The sequence below is a fragment of the Pseudomonas sp. TE3786 genome (assembly GCF_054057335.1).
Genome location: NZ_JBSRZF010000017.1, coordinates 76,293 through 96,474, shown reverse-complemented (window position 1 = coordinate 96,474; position 20,182 = coordinate 76,293). Strand labels below are relative to the sequence as shown.

General features: G+C 62.5%; 21 protein-coding genes. 8 read left to right on the top strand and 13 right to left on the bottom strand.

Translation table 11 applies throughout. The features are described from left to right. The first annotated feature begins 47 nt into the window (after window positions 1-47). Window positions 48-641: a hypothetical protein gene (locus ACVW0Y_RS18280; protein ID WP_457440176.1), complete on the top strand. Its 594-nt coding sequence runs from the start codon at window positions 48-50 to the stop codon at window positions 639-641. Here ACVW0Y_RS18280 and ACVW0Y_RS18275 read toward each other — a convergent pair. Further along, window positions 638-1,147 carry an acyl-CoA thioesterase gene (locus tag ACVW0Y_RS18275; RefSeq protein ID WP_457440174.1) on the bottom strand — a complete coding sequence of 170 codons (510 nt, stop codon included), beginning with the start codon at window positions 1,145-1,147 and terminating at the stop codon, window positions 638-640. The two genes, ACVW0Y_RS18280 and ACVW0Y_RS18275, sit on opposite strands and share 4 nt — an antisense overlap. A gap of 193 nt (window positions 1,148-1,340) precedes the next feature. Between ACVW0Y_RS18275 and ACVW0Y_RS18270 the strand changes: the two genes are divergently transcribed. Then, on the top strand, window positions 1,341-2,372 hold the full coding sequence (locus ACVW0Y_RS18270) for a sensor domain-containing diguanylate cyclase (RefSeq protein WP_457440173.1): 1,032 nt from the start codon (window positions 1,341-1,343) through the stop codon (window positions 2,370-2,372). Window positions 2,373-2,518: 146 nt separating this feature from the next. Here the strand turns inward: ACVW0Y_RS18270 and ACVW0Y_RS18265 are convergent, their stop codons facing one another. Together ACVW0Y_RS18265 and ycaC are read right to left on the bottom strand one after the other, a co-directional pair. Beyond that, window positions 2,519-3,295 (bottom strand): alpha/beta fold hydrolase, encoded by a 777-nt coding sequence (locus ACVW0Y_RS18265; protein WP_457440171.1) that lies wholly within the window; start codon window positions 3,293-3,295, stop codon window positions 2,519-2,521. 96 nt (window positions 3,296-3,391) lie between these two features. Continuing rightward, window positions 3,392-4,024, bottom strand: coding sequence for an isochorismate family cysteine hydrolase YcaC (ycaC, locus tag ACVW0Y_RS18260; protein WP_457440169.1), 633 nt, complete (start codon window positions 4,022-4,024; stop codon window positions 3,392-3,394). A gap of 157 nt (window positions 4,025-4,181) precedes the next feature. Between ycaC and ACVW0Y_RS18255 the strand changes: the two genes are divergently transcribed. Continuing rightward, window positions 4,182-5,087 carry a LysR substrate-binding domain-containing protein gene (locus tag ACVW0Y_RS18255; RefSeq protein ID WP_457440232.1) on the top strand — a complete coding sequence of 302 codons (906 nt, stop codon included), beginning with the start codon at window positions 4,182-4,184 and terminating at the stop codon, window positions 5,085-5,087. A gap of 90 nt (window positions 5,088-5,177) precedes the next feature. On the opposite strand, the gene ACVW0Y_RS18250 is transcribed toward ACVW0Y_RS18255, so the two are convergent. Beyond that, entirely contained in the window at window positions 5,178-6,878 is a 1,701-nt protein-coding gene (locus ACVW0Y_RS18250; RefSeq protein WP_457440167.1) for an amidase, read from the bottom strand. 128 nt (window positions 6,879-7,006) lie between these two features. On the opposite strand from ACVW0Y_RS18250, the gene ACVW0Y_RS18245 reads away from it, so the two are divergent. Beyond that, window positions 7,007-7,924 carry a bestrophin family protein gene (locus tag ACVW0Y_RS18245; RefSeq protein WP_457440165.1) on the top strand — a complete coding sequence of 306 codons (918 nt, stop codon included), beginning with the start codon at window positions 7,007-7,009 and terminating at the stop codon, window positions 7,922-7,924. A 5-nt stretch (window positions 7,925-7,929) separates the two neighbouring features. Here ACVW0Y_RS18245 and ACVW0Y_RS18240 read toward each other — a convergent pair whose 3' ends face one another. Beyond that, window positions 7,930-8,142, bottom strand: a complete 213-nt coding sequence (locus ACVW0Y_RS18240) for a DUF6434 domain-containing protein (protein WP_457440163.1) — start codon at window positions 8,140-8,142, stop codon at window positions 7,930-7,932. Between the two features lie 182 nt (window positions 8,143-8,324). Next, window positions 8,325-9,143 carry an alpha/beta fold hydrolase gene (locus ACVW0Y_RS18235; protein ID WP_457440161.1) on the bottom strand — a complete coding sequence of 273 codons (819 nt, stop codon included), beginning with the start codon at window positions 9,141-9,143 and terminating at the stop codon, window positions 8,325-8,327. Between the two features lie 228 nt (window positions 9,144-9,371). On the opposite strand from ACVW0Y_RS18235, the gene ACVW0Y_RS18230 reads away from it, so the two are divergent. Then, a complete protein-coding gene (locus tag ACVW0Y_RS18230; protein ID WP_457440160.1) occupies window positions 9,372-10,427 on the top strand; it encodes a putative urea ABC transporter substrate-binding protein in 1,056 nt (351 codons plus the stop codon). A 132-nt stretch (window positions 10,428-10,559) separates the two neighbouring features. Here ACVW0Y_RS18230 and ACVW0Y_RS18225 read toward each other — a convergent pair whose 3' ends face one another. From ACVW0Y_RS18225 to ACVW0Y_RS18215, 3 genes are all read right to left on the bottom strand, one after another. Next, complete coding sequence (locus ACVW0Y_RS18225) at window positions 10,560-10,808, bottom strand: DUF1145 domain-containing protein (RefSeq protein WP_108097205.1); 249 nt, start codon at window positions 10,806-10,808, stop codon at window positions 10,560-10,562. A gap of 236 nt (window positions 10,809-11,044) precedes the next feature. Beyond that, complete coding sequence (locus ACVW0Y_RS18220; protein WP_457440158.1) at window positions 11,045-12,427, bottom strand: DUF1254 domain-containing protein; 1,383 nt, start codon at window positions 12,425-12,427, stop codon at window positions 11,045-11,047. Window position 12,428: 1 nt separating this feature from the next. After that, entirely contained in the window at window positions 12,429-14,216 is a 1,788-nt protein-coding gene (locus ACVW0Y_RS18215; protein ID WP_457440156.1) for an alkyl/aryl-sulfatase, read from the bottom strand. 98 nt (window positions 14,217-14,314) lie between these two features. On the opposite strand from ACVW0Y_RS18215, the gene ACVW0Y_RS18210 reads away from it, so the two are divergent. Further along, window positions 14,315-15,223, top strand: coding sequence for a LysR family transcriptional regulator (locus tag ACVW0Y_RS18210; protein ID WP_457440154.1), 909 nt, complete (start codon window positions 14,315-14,317; stop codon window positions 15,221-15,223). A 30-nt stretch (window positions 15,224-15,253) separates the two neighbouring features. Here the strand turns inward: ACVW0Y_RS18210 and ACVW0Y_RS18205 are convergent, their stop codons facing one another. The 4 genes from ACVW0Y_RS18205 to ACVW0Y_RS18190 all read right to left on the bottom strand — a co-directional run bounded on the left by ACVW0Y_RS18205 (window position 15,254) and on the right by ACVW0Y_RS18190 (window position 18,726). Further along, a complete protein-coding gene (locus tag ACVW0Y_RS18205) occupies window positions 15,254-16,102 on the bottom strand; it encodes a cache domain-containing protein (protein WP_457440152.1) in 849 nt (282 codons plus the stop codon). An 81-nt stretch (window positions 16,103-16,183) separates the two neighbouring features. Then, the gene (locus tag ACVW0Y_RS18200) at window positions 16,184-16,981 is read right to left on the bottom strand and encodes a phosphodiesterase (RefSeq protein WP_457440151.1); all 798 of its coding nucleotides are present in this window, start codon (window positions 16,979-16,981) and stop codon (window positions 16,184-16,186) included. A 132-nt stretch (window positions 16,982-17,113) separates the two neighbouring features. Further along, window positions 17,114-17,644, bottom strand: coding sequence for a cytochrome b (locus ACVW0Y_RS18195; protein WP_457440149.1), 531 nt, complete (start codon window positions 17,642-17,644; stop codon window positions 17,114-17,116). Further along, on the bottom strand, window positions 17,641-18,726 hold the full coding sequence (locus ACVW0Y_RS18190; RefSeq protein WP_457440147.1) for a catalase family peroxidase: 1,086 nt from the start codon (window positions 18,724-18,726) through the stop codon (window positions 17,641-17,643). The genes ACVW0Y_RS18195 and ACVW0Y_RS18190 overlap by 4 nt, the downstream gene beginning before the upstream one ends. Window positions 18,727-18,885: 159 nt before the next feature. Between ACVW0Y_RS18190 and ACVW0Y_RS18185 the strand changes: the two genes are divergently transcribed. Both ACVW0Y_RS18185 and ACVW0Y_RS18180 read left to right on the top strand, forming a co-directional pair. Then, window positions 18,886-19,398 (top strand): sigma-70 family RNA polymerase sigma factor, encoded by a 513-nt coding sequence (locus tag ACVW0Y_RS18185; protein ID WP_457440145.1) that lies wholly within the window; start codon window positions 18,886-18,888, stop codon window positions 19,396-19,398. Next, entirely contained in the window at window positions 19,395-20,150 is a 756-nt protein-coding gene (locus ACVW0Y_RS18180) for an anti-sigma factor family protein (protein WP_457440144.1), read from the top strand. Before ACVW0Y_RS18185 ends, ACVW0Y_RS18180 begins: the two co-directional genes overlap by 4 nt. The last annotated feature ends 32 nt before the right edge of the window (window positions 20,151-20,182 follow it).

The window sequence follows — 20,182 nt, the reverse complement described above, 5'->3', positions numbered from 1 at the left end:
TGACTGTCGCGTAGTTCATTGATTGCTCCCCCCACCAAGGACAGGTCATGGAAAACATTTACGACGCCCCCAAAGCCGAGCTGGTGGAGAAACTCTCCAGCGAACACGGCGCGCCCTTTTTTGTCGCTTCGCTGCGCAAGGTCTGCCTGCTGTTTCTGCTGACGTTCGGCTGGTATTCGTTTTATTGGAGCTTCAAGCATTGGTACACCCAGCGTCGCAGTGCGGGGGAGCCGGTGACGCCGTTGTGGCGGTCGATTTTTTATCTGTTTTTTACCCACAGCCTGTTCGCGCTGATCAACAAACGCCTGGCGGCACGGGAGCTGCCGTATTGGCGATACGCTGCAGCACCCCATGTGTTTGTCGCGCTCGCGGTGGTGATTTGGCTGATCAACCTGCTGGCCTACGGCGACGAACGCACGATGGTGGTGGCGCTACTGCCGGTGATGGCGCTGTTGATAGTGCGGGTGCTGGCGTTGATGGCGATCCAGCGTCAGGCCAACCTGGCCAGCGGTGACCCGAGCGGCGCCAGCAACTCGGGGTTGTCCGGCTGGACCTCGGTGTTCATCGTCGTCGGTGCGGGCTACTGGGCGCTGATTCTGCTGGGGGCGATTTCCATCTTGTTTGGCGTGACGCCGCGCTAAGGGTGGTTGCCGGGCTCTTGCAGTGCAGCCTCCCAGCGCTGCACCTGGGCCGGCAGCTCGGTGAAATTGCCGGCCAGAAAGGTGGCGGGCGCCAGGGTGGCGCGGCCTTGTTTGAATTTCATTTTCACCAGTACTTCGGCGGCCAAAGCGTCTTTGGCGTAAATGCGGTGGCCGAAGTAGGCGCATTTTTCGTTGGCATACAGCACCCCAGTGGCCACCCGCACCCGGCTGAACAACGGCACCGGGCGCAGAAACTGCACCTGCTGGGCGACGTTCACAAAACTCGCGCCGGCGCGCAGCACGGGGAAAAATTGGCCGATCTGCAGTAGGTAGTCGAGCTGCGCGGTTTCGGCGTATTGCAGGTATTTGTCGCTTTTCATCACCTTGAGGCCAGCATCCAGCGGGGTGACCCAGAAGTGGCTGAACACGGTGTCAGCGACGCCGTGACGCCCATGGCGCAGCAGACCGATAACAACGGCGATGAGGTTGCGTAGCAAGCCGGACATGGCGGGCTCCTTCCTTGAGAAGGGCCACGCTAGGCAGTGGCGGCGCGGGTGTCCAGGTTTGTGGGGTATTCGCGGGGGTGATGGCGGGAGTCCGAGCCCGCGAAATACCGCACACCTTGTGGGCCCTCAGCTATCTAATATGTAAGTCTTTTGCTATCACTTATCAGGTAGCCAGCCAGTATCGAGCTTCGCCATGGACCATCTCCTGTCTTTCTTATCCGAAACTGTTCCCCAGGCCAGGACGGTCGAACAACTGACCCGCCCGTTGTTGACGCTGCTCAACCGGGTAACCGGGATGGAGTCGACGTATCTGACCACCATCGACCTGGAACATGGGGTGCAGCGCATCGAGTTCGCCCGCAATGTCGGGGCGATGACCATTCCAGAGGGGTTGGTGGTGCCGTGGGAGGACACCCTGTGCAAACGTGCGCTGGATGAAAACCGTCTGTATTCGGACAACGTTGCCGAGTGCTGGGGTGATTCCCAGGCAGCGCAGGCGTTGGGAATTCGCACCTATGTTAGTGCGCCGATTCGCGCCCAGGACGGTCGGGTGCTGGGCACCGTGTGTGCGGCCAGCGCCTCGCAAGTGGCCCGCTCGCCCGAGGTAGAGCCGCTGCTGTTGCTGCTGTCGAGTCTGTTGGGCTATTCGCTTGAACGCGAGAGCCTGGTGGAGCGTCTGCAAGAGGCCAACAGCGAGTTGGCTACCCTGGCGCTCACCGATGCCCTGACCGGGCTGTACAACCGCCGGGCGATTCTCAGCGAACTGCCGCGCCTGCTGGCCCTGGCCAAGCGCGAGAAACGTTATGTGCTGGTGGCGGTGGTGGACCTGGATGAGTTCAAGTCGATCAATGACACCCACGGCCATCAGTCCGGCGATAGCTTTCTCCAGCAAGTGTCTGCGCACCTCAAGGGCTGCCTGCGCGCCAGCGATGTGTTGGGGCGTACCGGTGGCGATGAGTTTGTGGTGATCGCCCTGGGCGTACAGAGCGAGGCGAACGAGCTGGCCAGCGCCATGCGCAATGCCGCCGAACACCTGCAGGAGCGCCTGACCCATGCAACCGAGGGCCACTATGCCCTGGACAATGGCGAGCTGTGGTATCGCGGTGCCAGCGTCGGCGTAGTGGCGATGCTGCCCGATGGAGTGGATGCCGATGAGGCGATCCGCTTGGCGGACCGGGAGATGTACAAGGTCAAGCAGCGCCGCAAGAAGCTGGCGTTTGCGTAACTCAAGCAGAAGATCAAAAGCTCGCGGCTAAAGCCGCTCCTATAGGTTGCACAAACTGTAGGGGCGGCTTTAGCCGCGATGCTTTTCCAACGACATAAAAAACCGCAGCCCTGATGCAAACAGGCTGCGGTTTTTTGTGCGGCGTATTACTGCGCCTTGGCTGCTTTCTCAATCACTTGAGCGACGGCTTTCGGGTTGGAGATCATCACCACGTGGGACGCGCCTTTGACCACTACTGTCTGTTTGGCGTGTGCCCGCTCGGCCATGAACTTCATTGCCTGCGGCGGGATGTTTTTGTCGGCGTCGCCATACACCCACCAGCTCGGAATGGTTTTCCAGGCCGGCTCGGTGGCGGCTTCGTTAAGCGCCACGTCAGTCACCGGACGCTGGGTGGCGGCCATCAATCTGGCGTCGGCTTTTGGCACGTCGGCGGCAAATTGATCAGGGAATTTGTCTTGCTGAATGTACAAGTCGTTCGCTCCGCCAGCCAACGGCACGGGCGCAGCCAGGGTTGGGCCTAAGGTGCCACCCGGGTATTTACCGCTGAGGGCAACAGCACTTTCACCAACATCCGGCGCAAAAGCCGCCACATACACCAGCGCTTTGACGTTGGCCTGAGCATAGGCCGCTTCGCTGATGACCGGCCCACCATAGGAATGGCCCACCAACACCACCGGGCTCTTGATAGTTTTCAGCAGCTCGGTGACCGATTGCGCATCGCCCTTGAGGCTGCGCAGCGGGTTGGCGGCGGCCACCACGCTGTAGCCGTCGTGCTGCAGAATCTTGACCACGCCGTTCCAGCTGGAGGAGTCAGCGAACGCGCCGTGCACCAGCACGATGGTGGGTTTGTCGGGAGCGGCCTGGGCCGCTGAGCTGACAGCCAAGGCTAATGCCAGGCTGCTGAACAGGGTGGTGAGTTTCATGAGCGGGTCCGTCCTTGCGAATGAGGGGTAAGGCTGCAGCAGGATGCTGCAGCGCTCAGGGTTTGGCTTGATGGGTTGTGCGCAGGGGTCGACCGATTACTTGCTGGCGGTCAGCGCGTTGTAGCTGGTGAACAGGTTGCGGTAGTCAGGAATATGGTTGGCGCACAGGGTGCCCAGCCCTTCGATGTCGTTGCGCCAGTCGCGGTGCAGCTCACAGGCCACGCCAAACCAGTTCATCAGTTGCGCACCGGCGGCGGACATACGGTCCCAGGCGGCGTTGCGGGTCATTTCGTTGAAGGTGCCGGAGGCGTCGGTGACCACGAATACATCAAAGCCTTCCTCGATGGCCGAGAGCGCCGGGAACGCTACGCACACCTCGGTGACCACGCCGGCGATGATCAGTTGTTTCTTGCCGGTGGCTTTGATGGCTTTGACGAAGTCTTCGTTGTCCCAGGCGTTGATCTGGCCAGGGCGGGCAATGTACGGCGCTTCGGGAAACATCTCTTTGAGTTCTGGCATCAGCGGGCCGTTGGGGCCGGTTTCGAAGCTGGTGGTGAGGATGGTTGGCAGTTTGAAGAACTTGGCCAGGTCGGCCACAGCCAGCACGTTGTTTTTGAATTTGTCCGGTTCGATATCGCGAACCAACGAGAGCAAACCAGCCTGATGATCAACCAGCAGAACCACGGCGTTGTCTTTGTCCAGACGGTTGTATTTGTAAGAAGTAGTCATGGTGCGTTCCTCGCTTTCTGTTTGGGTGCCCGCTGTTGGGCGTTAAGGTTTTTTACTTCGCTGCCGTGTTGTTGCGGCATGGGTAAAGCTTAAAATCGCCTACCTTTTTGCACTAGACTGCGAAAATTGCCTCTAGCGTTCTATTTGGAGAACGATCATCGAAGACCTCAACACCCTCTACTACTTCACCCAGGTGGTAGAGCACGGCGGCTTTGCCGCCGCCGGGCGGGCGCTGGATATGCCCAAGAGCAAGCTCAGCCGGCGCATTACCCAGCTTGAGGAACGCCTGGGCGTGCGCCTGCTACACCGCACCAGTCGGCACAACGCCCTGACCGAAATCGGCCAGGCCTATTACCAGCGCTGTGTGGCCATGCGCGTGGAGGCGGAAAGCGCGGCCGAGGTGATCGAGCGCAACCGCAGCGAACCGCGCGGCCTGATCCGCCTGGCCTGCCCCACTACCCTGCTGAACTCCTGGGTAGGGCCGATGCTGACGCGCTATATGCTCAAGTACCCGCTGGTGGAGCTGGCCATCGAGGCCACCAACCGCCGGGTGGATGTGCTGCATGAGGGCTTCGATATCGCCCTGCGGGTGCGTTTTCCGCCGCTGGAAAACACCGATATGGTGATGAAGGTGCTGGGCAACAGTACCCAGTGCCTGGTGGGTCATCCGCAATATGCCCAGTGCCTGGGCGAAGGCGCTGGCCCGGAAGACCTGAGCCGCCTGCCCAGCCTGTTCTGGGGTGGGCAGCAGCGTGAGTATCAGTGGGAGTTGTTTACCAGCGAGGGGGCCAGTCTGCAGATAGCGCACAAGCCGCGGATGGTCACCGATGACTTGCGGGCGTTACGCGATGCGGCGTTGGCCGGAGTAGGGATAGTGCATTTGCCACGGGTGGCGGTGCGTGATGATCTGGCCGCTGGCACGCTGGTGGAAATGCTGCCGGGGTGGACGCCAAAATGCGGCATCGTCCATGCCATTTTTCCCTCGCGGCGCGGGTTGCTGCCGTCGGTGCGGACCTTGATTGATTTTCTCGGCGAGGAGTTCAGGCAGAGCGATATGGCCTGATTGAATGCCGTTTGCAGGCCTGGCCAATCGCGGCTGAAGCCGCTCCTACAGGTCGTACAGCATGTAGGAACGGCTTCAGCCGCGATGCTTTTACAGCGGCGGCGTTCGCGGCGGTATCAGGCGCTTGCTGCCGGTGGCTTCATAGGCCGAGGCCAAGCGCAGCAAGTTGGAGTCGTCGTAGGCGCGGCCGGCGAAGGTCAGGCCAACCGGCATGCCGATATCGGCCATCACGCCCATGGGTACGGTTACGGTCGGTACGCCCAGGTGGCGGATGGCGAGGTTGCCGTTGGCCACCCATACGCCATTGCTCCAGGCGATATCCGCCGAGGCCGGGTTGATGTCGGCATCCGCCGGGCCGACGTCGGCGACGGTGGGGAATAGCACGGCGTCGAGGCCCAGCGTGTCCATCCAGTCTTCCAGGTCGATACGCCGGGTTTGCTCCAGGCCACGCAGGCCATCGGCCAGGGTGGGAATTTCGTCCCAGGGGGTGATGCCGCGCTCGGCCATGCGCACGTATTCGTCCATGCCGGCGGCCAGGTCGCCTTCGCGGTTGGGCAAGGTGCCAGGGTCGTGGGGGAAGATTTTCGGCCCGTCGACATCCACCAGGCGGTTGAGTTTGGGGTCGCCGTTGGCTTGCAGGAAGTCATCGAAGGCCCAGGCCGACAGGTCCCAGAGCTCGTGGTTAAGAAACTCCGGTGAGACCAGGCCGCGGTTGAACACGGTCGGTGCCCCTGGGCGGTCGCCTTCGCAGTTGGAGACCAGCGGGAAGTCCACTTCAATCACCTCGGCGCCGGCCGCTTCCAGGGCTTTGCGTGCGTCTTGCCAGAGGTCGATCACCGCGGCACGGGTGATGATGCGCTGGCCAGTCGGCCCGCCAATGCCCGGAGCTTCGCTGGTGCCGGCCTCGGGGTCGGCGTTGATAAACATGCGCGGCACGCCCAGGCGTTTGCCGGCCAGGACGGCGGGTGTGGCCGCCAGTTCCAGGTAGGACGCTGGGCGCACGTCGGCTACCGGTGGAATCGGCACCCAGGGCTGCAGACGCCACAGGTCGCCCCGTGGGTTGCTGTCTTCGGCCACCACTTGTTCGAGCACTTCCAGCAGATCGGCCATGGTCCGGGCGTAGGGCACTACCACGTCCATGGTCGGCGTCAGCGGCCAGTTGCCGCGTACCGAAATCACCCCACGGGAGGGGGTGTATGCGCACAGGCCATTGTTGGAGGCCGGGCCACGGCCGCTGGACCAGGTTTCTTCCGCCAGGCCAAAGGCGGCAAAGCTGGCGGCGGTGGCGGTACCGGCACCATTGGAGGAGCCGGAGGCAAAGGGTGCGGTCAGGTACGCGGCGTTGTACGGGCTTTCGGCGCGGCCATAGACGCCGCGTTGCATACCGCCGTTGGCCATCGGCGGCATATTGGTTTTGCCCAGGCAGATGGCCCCGGCAGCGCGCAGACGCTCGATGGTAAAGGCGTCGCGTTGGGCCACCAGATTGGCGAACGCCGGGCTGCCGGAAGCGGCAGTCAGGCCTTTGACCAGGTAGCTGTCTTTGGCGGTATAGGGAATGCCATCCAGCGGGCCCAGCACTGCGCCTTTGGCGCGGCGGGCGTCGGAGGCTTGGGCTTCTTGCAGCGCATCGGGGTTGCGCACCACCAGGGCATTCAGCGCGGTGGGGGTGTCGGCGCCATCGTAGGCATCGATGCGCGCCAGATAGGCCTGAACCAGTTCAACTGCGGTAGTGCGGCCTGCCTCCAGGGCGGCGCGCAGTTCGGCAATGGAAACCTCGGTGACTTCGATCATGCTGGCCTCTTTTCTGGTTGGCAGTTGCAGGTGCCTATTCTGCCTCAAGCAGGCAGCAGAGGAAGAGTGGCACGCCAGGTGGCCGATGCCGCAGAATCGGGCCACGCTCCGTCGCCCAGAGGCTTGGCATGATTACCCGTCCGCAGAACCCGTCCGCGTTTGTGCTGCTGTTCTCCCTCAAGGGTTCGATCATCACCGCGATCTGGCGCAAGGTGCTGTTCACCGTGCTGATCAGTTCGGTGGTGGTGGCCAGCCACGGCACCCTGTACCACTACAAGGTAGTGCTGACCGCCACGCCCTTCACCCTCTGGGGCCTGACCCTGGCGATCTGCCTGGGCTTTCGCAATACCGTGGCCTATCAGCGTTTCTGGGAGGCGCGCACCCTGTGGGGCGAGCTGTCGATTGTGACGCGCAACCTGACCCGGCAGATCCTCACCCTGCTGCCTGCCGCCGCTGACAAGGAGCGTCGCCAGTTACTCGACCTGCTGATCGCCTTTGGCTACACCCTCAAAGATCAACTGCGCCGCACCGAGCCCAGTGAAGAATTGCAGCGCCTGCTGGACGAACCCACTCGCCAGGCCCTCGCCGACAAACAGAACCCGCCCAGCGCATTACTGCATCGCTTAGGCGAACAAACCATGGAGTTGGCCCGGCAATCCGGCGCTAGCGACATCGTCCAGGTGCATCTGGACGAGCAGTTGAACCGCGTGAACTACGTGCTCGGCGGCTGCGAGCGGATCAAGAACACCCCCATCCCCTACCCCTACATTCTGATGCTGCACCGCATCGTGCACCTGTACTGCTTTCTGCTGCCGTTCTGCCTGGTGGACAGCATCGGCTGGTTCACCCCGTTTGCGGTGTGCGTGCTGGCCTATACCTTTTTTGGCCTGGATGCCCTGGGCGACCAGATTGCCGATCCGTTCGACACTCAGCCCAATGACTTGCCGCTGGATGCCATGTGCCGGGGGCATGAGATTGCGGTGCTGGAGATGCTTGGGGAACCGGCACCGGCGGCGAAGGAGCCGGTTAACGGGGTACTGCTGTAGGCCGCCTAGCCCTGACCATGGCGCCGCGTCCACTCGACGGCCACCTCACCCATGGTCTGCGGTACGCCGCTACGGATCCAGGCCATGAATTCACGGTTGAGTTTGAAATGCGCACCGCACTGCTCGGTCATAAATCGGCGCACGTTCTGGGTGGAGCGGTAGTGGGGGTCCAGCGGGGTGTTTGTGGTGATGGGGTCGGCGTGCCAGTCGAAGGGCATGGGGGGTTCGTCCGTGAAGGGGGGATGGTGTGGTAACCCAAAACGCGGTGTTGTAGGAGCGGCTTTAGCCGCGATCCCTGCAAACGATAAAATCAAAAGTATCGCGGCTTAAGCCGCTCCTACAAGAAACCCTGGTCCCCTGTAAGAGAGGCTTCAGCCTGTCGCTTTGCGGTATCGCTAACTCAACCGGCAATAAAGCTCAGCAAATCCTCATTCAGTTGCTGCGCGTGGGTCACCGCGAAACCATGCGGCGCGCCCTTGTACACCTTTAACTGCGCGCCTTTGATCAACTGCGCGGCCAGCTTGCCGGTGGTTTCGAATGGCACGATCTGGTCGCCGTCGCCATGGATCACCAGGGTCGGTACGTCGATCTTGGCCATGTCCCCACGGAAGTCGGTTTCGGCAAAGGCGGTCACACAATCCACGGTGCCCTTGAGCGAGGCCAGCAAGGCAATGTTCAGGGTTTGCGTGAGCACGCCCTGGGAAACCACCTGGCCCTGGTTGGTGCCGTAGAACGGCGCGGCGAAGTCGCTGATAAATTGCCCGCGGTCTTTTAACAAGCCCGCTCGGATGCCGTCGAACACCGGCTTGGGCACGCCCTCGGGGAAGTCGGCGGATTGCCCGAAGATCGGCGTCACCGCGCCCAGCAGCACCAGCTTGGCCACTCGCGCCGAACCGTGTTTGCCGATATAGCGGCTGACATCGCCGCCCCCCATGGAGAAGCCCACCAGGGTGACGTCCTTGAGGTCCAGGTGTTCGATCAGCTGGGCGATATCGTCGGCGAAGGTGTTGTAGTCGTAGCCTGTCCAGGGCTGGCTGGAACGGCCGAAACCACGACGGTCGAAGGCGATGGTGCGATAACCGCGGGAACTCAGATACTCCATCTGGTATTCCCACATATCGGCGTCCAGCGGCCAGCCGTGGCTGAACAGTACGGGCTTACCGCTGCCCCAATCCTTGTAGTAGATCTCGGTGCCGTCTTGGGTTTTGAACGTGCTCATAGGGCTCTCCTGAAGTGTCCATTGTCATCGGGAAGAAAACGCAGCAAGCATCTTCTCTATAACTACTATCTGCCTGGAATATGACGGCGCATTGGATGGCTGTGCTGGGTTGCAGATTTGCTTAAAGAGGTAAGCACGGTTCTCAATTTTGTCGACACAAACCACATGTACCGACGCCCTGGGATAAGCTCGCGGCGCTTACCCCTTTGCCCTTTGCTGGAGCCTTGCATGCGCCTTTCCCGTTCTATGGCCATCGCCCTTGTGGTGCTGCTGGGCAGCAGCACCAGCGCCCTGGCCCGCGACCAATTTCGCGTGTGCTGGAGCAACGACGCCAGCGCGTTGCCCTGGGGCTATGCGGCGCAGCAGAAAATCGTCGACAAGTGGGCCAGGAAGTACCGCATCAGCATTGACCTGGTGCGCGTCGACGACGCCACCGATGCGGCCAAGCAATACACCGCAGGCCAGTTCGATGGCTGCACCATGAATAACCTCCAGGCCCTGTCCCTGCCCGCCGCAGCCGGAATCGATACCACGGCGCTGCTGATCAATAACTTCTCCGCAGGCAACGACGGCATTCTGCTGCGCGGCAAAAACCTGCGGGCGCAAGACCTCAAGGGCAAAGAAGTGCATCTGGCGAAAAATTCGGTGGCGCATTACCTGCTGGTACGTGCGCTGGAGTCGGTGCAATTGAGCGAAGACGATGTGAGCGTAACGCCCACCGCCGAGGCCGATCTGCTGGCAGCGTATGGCGCCGGCGATATCGCTGCAGTGGCGGCCTGGAACCCGACGCTGGCGCGGCTCAAGGCCGCGGGCGACAGCACCTTGGTGTTCAGCTCGCACCGCATTCCTGGAGAAATAGTCCAGCTGCTCGCGGTCAACACCGACACCCTGCGCGCCAACCCGGCCCTGGGCCGGGCACTGACCGGGGCGTGGTTCGAAACCATGCAACGGATGCGCGCCACGGACGACAAAGGCGCCGCCACCCTCAGCGCTATTGCCAAAGGTGCGGGTATCGAGCTGGAAGACTACGAGGCCCAGCGCCGCAAAAACCGCTCGTTCTACTCCGCCCGCAGCGCCGTGACCTTTGCCGAAAGTCCGGGGCTGCCGGCGGCCATGGAACGGATGAGCGCCTTCGCCTTTAGCCACGGCATGCTCGGCAAAGCCACCAGCGCGCAGAGCATTGGGATTTCGTTTGCCAATGGCGTGGTGATCGGTAGCCCGGCGAATATCAAACTGCGCTTTGATTCGGCGTTTATGCAGGTGGCGGCGGATGGGCGGTTGTAGATCTGTGGTGGATCATCCCCCTCACCCTAGCCCTCTCCCCGAGGGGCGAGGGGACTAATTGGGGTTGCAGCAAGGTCGCAGTTCAGCTCCCCTCTCCCGCCTGCGGGAGAGGGGCTGGGGGTGAGGGCCGCCTTACCGCGCCAAGCCACGCAAATGCAGGAAACCAAACAGCAACACCTGCGCCCGTTCCAGCCACGGAAACGCCTGGCGCTTGAGGCGGCTGTTGAACAGCAAGGCTTCGCCGACATGGGCGGCGAACAGCACGCCGGTCACCAGTAACAACGGCCGGTGCAGCGGTTCACCAAAGGGATAGATGATGTTGAGCAGCGCCATCAGCCAGAACATGGCGAGGGCGCCTTTGAGGAAGGACATCAGGTGCATGGGTGTTCCTTGTTGGGGTGTAGGTTGAACCCAACGATACGTTGCAACTCAGCCCACTCACCCCGCACTTTTGGGTAGGTTGGGTTGAACGACGTGAAGCCCAACGATACGCCTGAGTCCGCCCCACCAGCGCCGCCAAACAGACCACTACCGTTACCTCTCAATCGTCCAGTCTGGCAGCGGCAATAGGCCTGAGCGCAACGTATCGTTGGGCTTCGCCTTTAGCTCAACCCAACCTACCGCACCCGCTCGATGGCCGGCATCGTCCACGTGCCGGACAGAATCGCCGCCTCCGGCCAGTACAGCCGTGCAGTCAGGGCGAAGCCACCCTCTTTTGGAATCGGCAGCCAGTTGCCTTGCCATTCGCTGGCCGGGGCATCGGCTTGCAGGACGATATCCAGCGAACCATCGGCGTTGCGTTTGAGCGCGTCGCGGTCGCCCAGGGCGTAGCGGTTCAAGGGGTTGTCGACCAGGTAGCCGTCGGCGTCGTAGACGGTCACCGACCAGAACGCGCGCACCGGCGGCAACTGCCCGGCAGCGAAATGCAGGCGGTAGCGTTGGCCACCTTGCAGCGCGTTGCCCTCAGCGTCTTTGACGCCATTGGGGTACACCGCGTCTTCGCCCAGGTTGGCGCCAAACCCGGCCATGGCCACCGCCGCACGCAAGCCGTACTCGCTGCCATAACGACCAACTTGCGCCGGTGGCACCCGCCAGCCGGCTTTCAGGTCGACCGGGTGGGCGATCACGTCTTGCAGCTTGCGCTCGGCCAGCCAGATACCCAGCGCCACCGCACGTTGTTGCAACCAGCCCCACGCCGGCACCTCAGCTCCGGGCTGCACACCCAAACGCGCCAGGCCTTGCAGCGCCGGCTGATCCAGGGTGGCCGACGGCGGGTTGCTGGCCATCAAGCGCGCCAGGCGTTGGAAGAAGTCGCGGCTCTCCAGCGCGCGCATCTGGAACAGCGGCGGCACGCCGCGCTCGACCTTCACCGGCGGCACCAGCGACGCCGAACGTTTGCCCTGCTGCCACTCACTCAGCGGCGTCAGGCTGATCTGCTGCTGAATACCGTGCACCGTGTCGTAATCGCCCACGCCATTGGTTTGCAGTCGGCCGAGCAGCCAGGCAATCGCCGTCGGCGAGCGCAATAGCAACATGCCTTCCGGCACCGTGCCCTTCCAATTCGGCCCGACCAGCAAATAGGTGGCCGCGTCCTTGCCCGTGGTACGCGGGCCCAGCGAGGCATAGACGTTGGTCCAGGCATCGAGAAACTGCATCACGTTGTAGCGCTCGGTGGCTGGCATCTCGAACACCAGCGCCTGCTCGCTCAGGTCCAGCCACGCCACCGAATACAGGGTGTCGACGTTGGGCCGGACGATCTCGCGAAAGTGCGCGTCGGGGAATTTCTGCACGTGCACCAGGTGCTGGGTAGGCGCCAGGCTGCGGTTAAAGCCGTCGCGGGTGATTTCAGTAATCACCAGCGGGTAGCCAAACACATAACCTTCGGCGGCATCACGAATCACCTGGCGCTGGCTGAACAGCACGGCAGCCGCCAGCACCACGAGCACCACCAGCGCCAGCACGGTTCTAAACCACCGCCGCGACGTCAAAGAAACGCTCATCTCAACGCACCGTCAGGTTGATCGGGCTGTCGCTGAAATCGAAGCAGCCGAGGAAGGTTTTGATCTCCAGCAGGTTGCCATCGACCTTCACATCGCCCAGCACCGCGCCCTTGAGCAGGCTGTTCTGGCCGCTGATCACGGTGTCCAGGTAGGTTTTATCCAGGGTCAGTTTCAGCGTGGTGCCTTCAGGAATACCGGGGTGCAGTTGCACCACGCCACGGCGCACTTCCAGCGCCCACTGTTGGTTGATATCGGGGAAGCTGAAGCCCAGGGTCAGGTTTACATCGGCGGATTTCTCCGGGTCGATGCGGGTGATCCAGTTCTGCAGAAAGACTTTCACCGGCAGGTTTTTCAGCATGTCCGGCGACAGGAAGGTGCCACGCAGACGCTTGGCCATCTCCGTCAGTTGCTCTTCCCCCAGGCTGCCTTCCAGCTCCATGGCGCTCATCAGGTACCAGTTGCGCCAGTTGATGTTCATCTGCGCATAGCCCAGCTTGCGGAAGCTGCGGGCCTTGATATCGCGGGCCAGTTTGTCCTCGTGGTCGATGCGGATCACATAGCTGGCCAGCTCCGCCGCCCATTGATAATCGCCTTTCAGGTAGGCATCGCCAGCGGCCAGCAGCACCTTGTCGTGGCCTCCCATCAGCTCGACGGTGCGCTTGGCTTTTTCCACTGGCGGAATCGGGTCGAGGTCCACCGGGTCGCCTTTGAACCAGCCCAGGTAGCCTTCGTAAATCTGCCGCACGCTGTGTTTCACCGTGCCGTAGTACTCACGCAGATAGGGGGTGTAGCCGGCCAGGTGCGGCGGCAGTTTGACCTTCTCGACCAGCTCGTCGGGGGTCAGCCCCTTGTTCATCCAGCGCACGGTCTGGTCGTGGATATAGGCGATGCCGTCGCGGGTCATGCGCAGCACTTCTTCCACCTGATCCACACCACTTACCGGGCGGCCATGGGACGGTACCAGGTACTGGGCATGGAAGCTGCGCAGCAGATCGAGGCTGTTGACCCAGGCCACCGGGTCACGGAATTTGGCACCGCGCAGGGTGTGGATATTCGGCAGGGTCGGGCCCTGGTCGACCTCGGCACTAAGCAGTACGCCGCTGCCGGGGATATACATGACGATCTCGTCCGGTGCCTCGCTCGGTGCCCAGCGGAACTGCACCGGCAGGCCGGCGATGGTGGTGTCGAGTTGGTCCTTGAAGGTGATGGTGGGAGCAATAAAAGTGCTCTGCCCGCCGACCGCAATCGGGCCGATGCCACCGTTCATATCCTTGCGATCCGCCGCGTTCAGCGCCGCACCAAAGGTGTAGGCCGAGCGCATGGCCAGGATCGGGCCAACCAGCGCGCCCTGGGTGACCACGTTATCCAGAAGAGTTTCATGGGCGTAGATCTGCACCTCGCCGCTTTTCACCTGTTGTTCGGTGACAAAGCCTTTCACGCCGTTGATATGGTCGGGGTGGAAGTGGCTGTAGACGATGGCCTTGACCGGCTTGTCGCTGATCTTGCGGAACTCGGCAAATACCTTGGCGGACTCTTCCGGCGACTCGCCAGTGTCGAAAATGATCAAGCCTTCGGGGGCGATCACCATCACGCTGTTGGCGATGCTCCAACCGACTGCCGAGTAGACGTTTTCGGTGACCTGGTAGATCTGCTTGTTGAACACCTTGGTGTGTTCGGCAAGCTCGGCGTTGATCGAAGGCTGAATGGTTTCCGCAGGCAGGTCGGCGAGAGCCGTCAACGGCAACGCCGCAGCCAGCAGCAAACCGCTGAATCGGTTGAGTGCGCTCATGGCAGAGTTTTCTTTTGTTGTTATGGACGGGCGCAGCGTGGCAAAGGCAGACTGATAATTCCAATGCAAAATTTTCCAGCTTTTGATGCGAGATCCGCATGAATGACCTGCGCCAGCTTCGCCATTTCGTCGCCGTTGCCGAGTACGGCCATTTCGCTCGCGCCGCCGAGGCGATCAACCTCAGCCAGCCGGCGCTGTCGCGCAGCATCCAGGCGCTGGAAGCCAGCCTGGGTTGCCAACTGCTCGACCGTGGTCCGCGCAACGCGGTGCTCACCGCCCATGGCCAGCTTGTTCTAGAGCATGCGCGGCGACTGCTGCAGGCCAGCCGCTCGATGCACAACGCGGTCAGCCAACTGGCCAATCTGGAAGCCGGCGAATTGCGCCTGGGTGCCGGCCCCTACCCCGCTGCACGCCTGATTCCGCGAGCCCTTGGCCAACTGGTGACGCGCTTTCCCAAGGTTCATGTGCAATTGGTCATCGACGGCTGGCTGCCGCTGCGCGAGCACCTGCTTAACGACAGCCTGGAAATGTTCGTCGCCGATATCCGCGAGTTCGTCAGCGACCCGTTGCTGCATATCGAAGCGCTGCACAGTTACCCCGGGGTATTTTTTTGCCGGCCCGGTCATCCCTTGTTAAGCGAGACTGAAATCGACCGGGAAAAACTCAGCCGTTATCCCCTGGCTGGCACCCAACTGCCCGACGTAGTGGCAGCCGCCCTCGGCCAGCTCAGTGGACGCCAGCAACTGCTGGAGATCGAATGCAATAACTTTCTGGTGCTCAAGGCGCTGGTGGCCAGCAGCGATGTGATCAGCATGTCGCCCTGGGATGTGGTGGCCGACGATATACAGGCTGGACGCCTGGAAGCAATTGCGCTAAAGAGCCCGCAGCCGATACAGCAATCGGCTTACGGCGTGGTGACCCGCGCCGGGCATAGCCTGTCGCCGGCGGCGCAGGCGATGCTGGAAGAGATAAGGCGGGAGGATAGTGCGACTGGCGATGCGCGTTAGCCCTTTGTGGGAGGGACCGCGCCACGTTCCCTACCGCGAGTAATAGCCCACCGCGACCATATAGTTACCCACCTTCTCCAGGTACGCATGCTTGTGTTCGTTGCGCGCCGTCACCGGGTTGCGCCACAGGTACTCCAGCTCGCCTTTGCCGTGCTTGTTGGCGGCATCCAGCATACGCTGGCCGACCTCTACGCCATCCGGTGCTTTCAGACTGGTGAAGTCGGTGCCGATCAACCGGCGGTTGTAGCCATGGGCGACGAAGCGTTTGCTGTTGAGGTCGACCACAAATACGTAGAGGTCATCCTGCAGATAGCGCGGGTCGAGATCATTGATGGCCTCGAAGGTGGTCTTGGGGTCTTTGTTGATGGCGACCACCGCCTCACCCAGGAGTTTTTTCGCCGCCGCCGGAGTGGCCCGGGGCAGGTAGTAACCGACGGCCAGAATGCGGTCGTTGATGCGTTGGTAGTAGGTGTGTTTGCGCTCCACCTTGCCGTCCTGTCGGTTGACCCAGCGGTACTCGGCCTCGCGCATCTCCCCTTCCGGCTCGCTGATGGCACGGGCAAAGGCTTTTTTCATATCTTCATCCAGGGTGGCCGACACATCGCGGCCCACCAGCATCACTGAAGGCCCGCCACTGGCCAGCATCACGCCCTGGGTGTTGACCACATACACATACAGCTGGCCGGTGACGAACTCGCCCTGCCGACTGAATGCCGCCAGCGCCGCATCGCCGTTTTTCTCGTAGTAATCCACCGCTTTGAGCAGCAGCGCCTTGGCGTTCTGGGCTTCTTCCTGATAGGCGGCGTCGGACTGGGCCAGCGCATTAAATCCGCACAACGACAACAACAGCGTCAACAGCATTCGGGTGGCCAGGGTCATTGAGAAACTCCGCAGGGGATGGGCTTGCTGTCCAGTGTAGACAGCAGCTGCCCATATCATCACATGCATTACCCGCTGTCCTCAGGCAAAGGGCAGCGGCCCGGGAAATTCGCCAATCGGCAGCCAATGGGTAATCAACCCGATGTCGTCCTGCCAGTGATGCAGCAGCAAGGCCGGGGGTTCGATATAGGACGCCTCGTCGGCATCCGCCCGCAGTCGCAGGGCAATTGCTGTGGTGGTGCTGGGCGCGGTACACAGCAAGGTGCCGGCAAAGCGCAGCTGCATAAAACGGTGGATATGCCCGCACACCACGCGCTCCACCTGAGGATGCCGAGCGAGCACGGCGGCCAGACGCGGGCCGTGGTGGCAGGCGTAGAGATCGATATAGGGGATGCCACTGGCAAAGGGTGGTTGGTGCAGCATTACCAGGGTCGGGCGGTGGGGCTCGGCGGCCAACGTTTGTTCCAGCCAGGTGGCGGCCGCGTCGTCGAAGTCGCCGTGATGCAGGCCGGGGATGGTGATATCCAGAGCAACAATACGCACGGGGCCGTACTGCTCGGCGACAAAGTGCAGCGGACCGCTGGCCGGCAGATAGCCGGAATCGGCAAAGGCCGCGCGGAAGGCTTCGCGCTCGTCGTGGTTGCCGGGGATCAGCAGTAACGGCTGCTGGATGCCTTTCAGCAGTTGCTTCGCGTGGGCATAGGAGGCCGGCGACCCATCATCGATCAGGTCGCCGGTGATGATCACCACATCGGGCGGCGGATCCAGCGCCGCCACTTGCGCGACCGCGGCGAGGAACATGGCGTTGGAATCCACCAGGCCTTGGTATAGCTCGCCAGCGGGGCAGATATGCGGGTCAGACAATTGCGCGATAAGCATCCCAGGCTCCGCTGCGGAGTTGAAAGACACTGATGCAGCAATTGTCGTACCGAGTAACGGCAAGCGCGGCTCAAGCCCCTCCCACGGAGGGGCATTTGTGGAAGGGGCCTTAGCCGCGAGCTGTTGGTGTGCCTACTTACCCCTGAGCATGCTGCCGAGCACCTCATCGCGCCGAATCCAGGCATGGAACAACGCCCCGGCCAAGTGCAGCAACACGGTGGCAAACAACAGGTACGCCAGATAGCTGTGCAGCTTGCGCAGCATGGCGAAGGTCGGTGCATCGGCGGCCAACAGCGCTGGCAGACGCACGTTGCTGCTAAGCATCAGCGGGTCGCCAGCCGCAGAAATCATCGCCCAGCCCACCAGCGGCAAGGCCAGCATCAAGGCATACAACAACACATGGGAGAGCTTGGCCGCCAGCTTCTGCACGCTGGGCAAATCGGCGGGCAACGACGGCGTGACATGGGTGATACGCACGCCCAGACGGACGATTACCAGCAGCAGAACGGCGATGCCCAGGGGCTTGTGCAGATTGATCAACCACTGGTGGCGCTCGGACACCGAGGCCACCATACCCACGCCGATAAACAGCATGGCAATGATCATCACGGCCATCAGCCAATGCAGCACCCGCGCCGCTGCGCAGAAGTGTTGAGTACTCATGGGCGTTGCTCCTGGGCGGTGCTGGCGGTGTGCGGCAGCGATTCAACTTCACCAGCGCGGCGTTGATAGGAGGCCGCGTAGGCGGCCGAACGGGCGGCCAGCAGCGGGTCGTCCGAACCAGCGATGCCACTCGGTAAAATCAACGGGTCGTAGTTGATGTCGCGGCATTCGCCGCTCTCTTGCGTCTGTTCGTGTTCGATCACCAGGGTGCCGGCATTCACTGTGCGGTGTTCGCCGCTCCAGGCTTTGCTGGCGTCATTGCTGGGGTCACCGGGGTTGGCCAGGGTCAGCACCAGGCTCCAGCGTTGTGGGCCGTTGGCCAGACGCTGTTGCAGGTCGGCTTGCAGGTAATCGTCGGCCTGGGGCGGCGCGCCATCCGCCTGGGCGCTGGCGACCATGCTCCAGCGCACGGTCTGGCGTTGCCCGGCGGCGTTGGTCAGGTAGAAGGCGTTGACGCTGTTATAGGTTTCGGTGGCGAAGCTGGCCGCCGGCTTGGCGGTTTTCACCCAGGCGAGAAAGGCACCGGTTTCCGGATGCGCGGCAAAAAATGCGCCGGCCTTTTGCGGATTCGGTTTGCCGGTGGCGGGGTCCGGCGCGGTGGCTTGCAGCAAGCCGAAAAACGCCTCCGGCGTACCGACTGGAAACACCGCCATGCTGTTCATGCCGGTGCGCCATTGCTGGCCGTTGGCTTGTTGAAAACGCAGCGCCATGCTGCGTAGCGGTGCCGCGCTGTCCGGTGAATACGGGTTACCGGTGGGCAAGGAAAAACGCCCCTGCACCGGAGTACGGGGGGCGGAAAACACTTCCGCCGACGACAGCTCGGCACCAGCACCATTGCTCTCGAAATAGCCGCTCACGCAGATGCCCTTGGGGTGATTGCGGCGGTAGCCGGGGTGCTCGCCATTGTTGTGCTCCAGCACATCGACGAGCCGCTTCGGGGTAACCCGCTCGGGGCTGAAATAGCCGCCGGTATAAGCCAGGGCAGCGGCGATCAATAAAGTCACGGTGCCAATGGCACCCAGGCGCAGGGCCAGGTTGACGGGGCTTAAAGGTGGGCGGTGCTGCGGATCACTGTCGGCCATGGGAAGCTCCAGAGTCAGGCGAAGGTGCAGTCAGACGCAGCGCCGCAGACTTTATTCCCGGCGCGGCGATTTAATTTTTTTCAGCGTGGCGGGAATAATTGCTGCGCGCCGGCGTCTTGCTGAGCACACTCTGCTTCTCTGCCCGGAATCCGAACCGCCATGCACGGCATCGATGACCAACTGCGTGAACTGCTGCCCAGGCTGCGCCGCTTCGCCCTGTCGCTGACGCGCAACGCCAGCAGCGCCGACGATCTGGTCCAGGCCAGCCTGGAAAAAGCCCTGGGGGCCTGGGCCGGCAAACAGCCACAGGGCGATCTGCGCAGCTGGTTGTTTGCCATCCTCTATCGCCAGTTTCTCGATGCGCAGCGCAGCGCCAGCCGCTACCGGCGCCTGCTGGAACTGTTTACCGGCACCCCGGACGAACACCATGTGCCGTCGGCCGAGCGCACGGTGGTGGCGCAAACCACCCTCGCCGCTTTCGAGCGCCTGCCCTATGAGCAACGGGCGATGCTGCTCTGGGTCACGGTGGAGGGCCTGCGCTATCAGGAAATCGCCGATATCCTCGGCGTGCCGATTGGCACCGTGATGTCCCGTTTGTCCCGCGCGCGTCAGGCCTTGCGCCAGCTCAGCGAGGGCGAAATCACCACCCCTGCCCTACGGGTTCTGAAATGATCACTCTGCCCCCCAGCGAACAGGATTTGCATGCCTATGTGGACGGCCATCTGAACGAGGCCGAACGCGAACAGGTGGCCCTGTATCTGGCGACCCACGTTGACGTCGCCGCGCAGGTGCGCGCCTGGCAACAGGATGCCCAGCACCTGCGCGCAGCCCTCAGCGGTGCCCTGCAACTGACGCCCAACCCGCAACTGGACCCCGCCGCCATTCGCCACGGCCTGCGCCGCCAACGCAGCGGTCACTTCGCCACCGCCGCCCTGCTGCTGATTGCCGTCAGCCTCGGCGGTGTCGGTGGCTGGCAGGCGCGCACCCTCAACTTCGCCAGTCATATGCTGCCCATGGCCGACGCCGTGCAGGCCTACCGCATGTTCGCGGTCAAGGACGGCATGGCTGCTGACTGGAGCGCCAGCCGTGGTGATGCGCAGAGCTGGCTGGACCAGCACTTCGCCCGCGCCGACCGGATTCCCGACCTGGCGGCTGCCGGTTTTCAACCGGTGGGCGGGCGGATGATCAGTACCGAACAGGGCGCTGCGGCGATGCTGGTGTACCAGGACCCGAACGGGCGCAAAGTGAGTTTCTATATTCGCCCGCCCGGCCCCCAGCATTACCTGCTGAGCCGTGGCGCACGGCGCGATGGCGAGCTGCAGGCCGATTACTGGTCCAGCGCCGAGTACAACTATGCGTTGGTCACGCCGGCGGATGATCCGGCGGCTGCGCGGGTACGCCAGACCCTCAAGCAATCGATCTGAGCGGCAAAAAATGCGTGCGGGCCCGCGGCCAA

Coding starts and splice junctions, on each gene's coding strand:
- ACVW0Y_RS18280 (WP_457440176.1), top strand. CDS start 48: ATGGAAAACATTTACGACGCCCCCAAAGCCGAGCTGGTGGAGAAACTC.
- ACVW0Y_RS18275 (WP_457440174.1), bottom strand. CDS start 1,147: ATGTCCGGCTTGCTACGCAACCTCATCGCCGTTGTTATCGGTCTGCTG.
- ACVW0Y_RS18270 (WP_457440173.1), top strand. CDS start 1,341: ATGGACCATCTCCTGTCTTTCTTATCCGAAACTGTTCCCCAGGCCAGG.
- ACVW0Y_RS18265 (WP_457440171.1), bottom strand. CDS start 3,295: ATGAAACTCACCACCCTGTTCAGCAGCCTGGCATTAGCCTTGGCTGTC.
- ycaC (WP_457440169.1), bottom strand. CDS start 4,024: ATGACTACTTCTTACAAATACAACCGTCTGGACAAAGACAACGCCGTG.
- ACVW0Y_RS18250 (WP_457440167.1), bottom strand. CDS start 6,878: ATGATCGAAGTCACCGAGGTTTCCATTGCCGAACTGCGCGCCGCCCTG.
- ACVW0Y_RS18245 (WP_457440165.1), top strand. CDS start 7,007: ATGATTACCCGTCCGCAGAACCCGTCCGCGTTTGTGCTGCTGTTCTCC.
- ACVW0Y_RS18240 (WP_457440163.1), bottom strand. CDS start 8,142: ATGCCCTTCGACTGGCACGCCGACCCCATCACCACAAACACCCCGCTG.
- ACVW0Y_RS18235 (WP_457440161.1), bottom strand. CDS start 9,143: ATGAGCACGTTCAAAACCCAAGACGGCACCGAGATCTACTACAAGGAT.
- ACVW0Y_RS18230 (WP_457440160.1), top strand. CDS start 9,372: ATGCGCCTTTCCCGTTCTATGGCCATCGCCCTTGTGGTGCTGCTGGGC.
- ACVW0Y_RS18225 (WP_108097205.1), bottom strand. CDS start 10,808: ATGCACCTGATGTCCTTCCTCAAAGGCGCCCTCGCCATGTTCTGGCTG.
- ACVW0Y_RS18220 (WP_457440158.1), bottom strand. CDS start 12,427: ATGAGCGTTTCTTTGACGTCGCGGCGGTGGTTTAGAACCGTGCTGGCG.
- ACVW0Y_RS18215 (WP_457440156.1), bottom strand. CDS start 14,216: ATGAGCGCACTCAACCGATTCAGCGGTTTGCTGCTGGCTGCGGCGTTG.
- ACVW0Y_RS18210 (WP_457440154.1), top strand. CDS start 14,315: ATGAATGACCTGCGCCAGCTTCGCCATTTCGTCGCCGTTGCCGAGTAC.
- ACVW0Y_RS18205 (WP_457440152.1), bottom strand. CDS start 16,102: ATGACCCTGGCCACCCGAATGCTGTTGACGCTGTTGTTGTCGTTGTGC.
- ACVW0Y_RS18200 (WP_457440151.1), bottom strand. CDS start 16,981: ATGCTTATCGCGCAATTGTCTGACCCGCATATCTGCCCCGCTGGCGAG.
- ACVW0Y_RS18195 (WP_457440149.1), bottom strand. CDS start 17,644: ATGAGTACTCAACACTTCTGCGCAGCGGCGCGGGTGCTGCATTGGCTG.
- ACVW0Y_RS18190 (WP_457440147.1), bottom strand. CDS start 18,726: ATGGCCGACAGTGATCCGCAGCACCGCCCACCTTTAAGCCCCGTCAAC.
- ACVW0Y_RS18185 (WP_457440145.1), top strand. CDS start 18,886: ATGCACGGCATCGATGACCAACTGCGTGAACTGCTGCCCAGGCTGCGC.
- ACVW0Y_RS18180 (WP_457440144.1), top strand. CDS start 19,395: ATGATCACTCTGCCCCCCAGCGAACAGGATTTGCATGCCTATGTGGAC.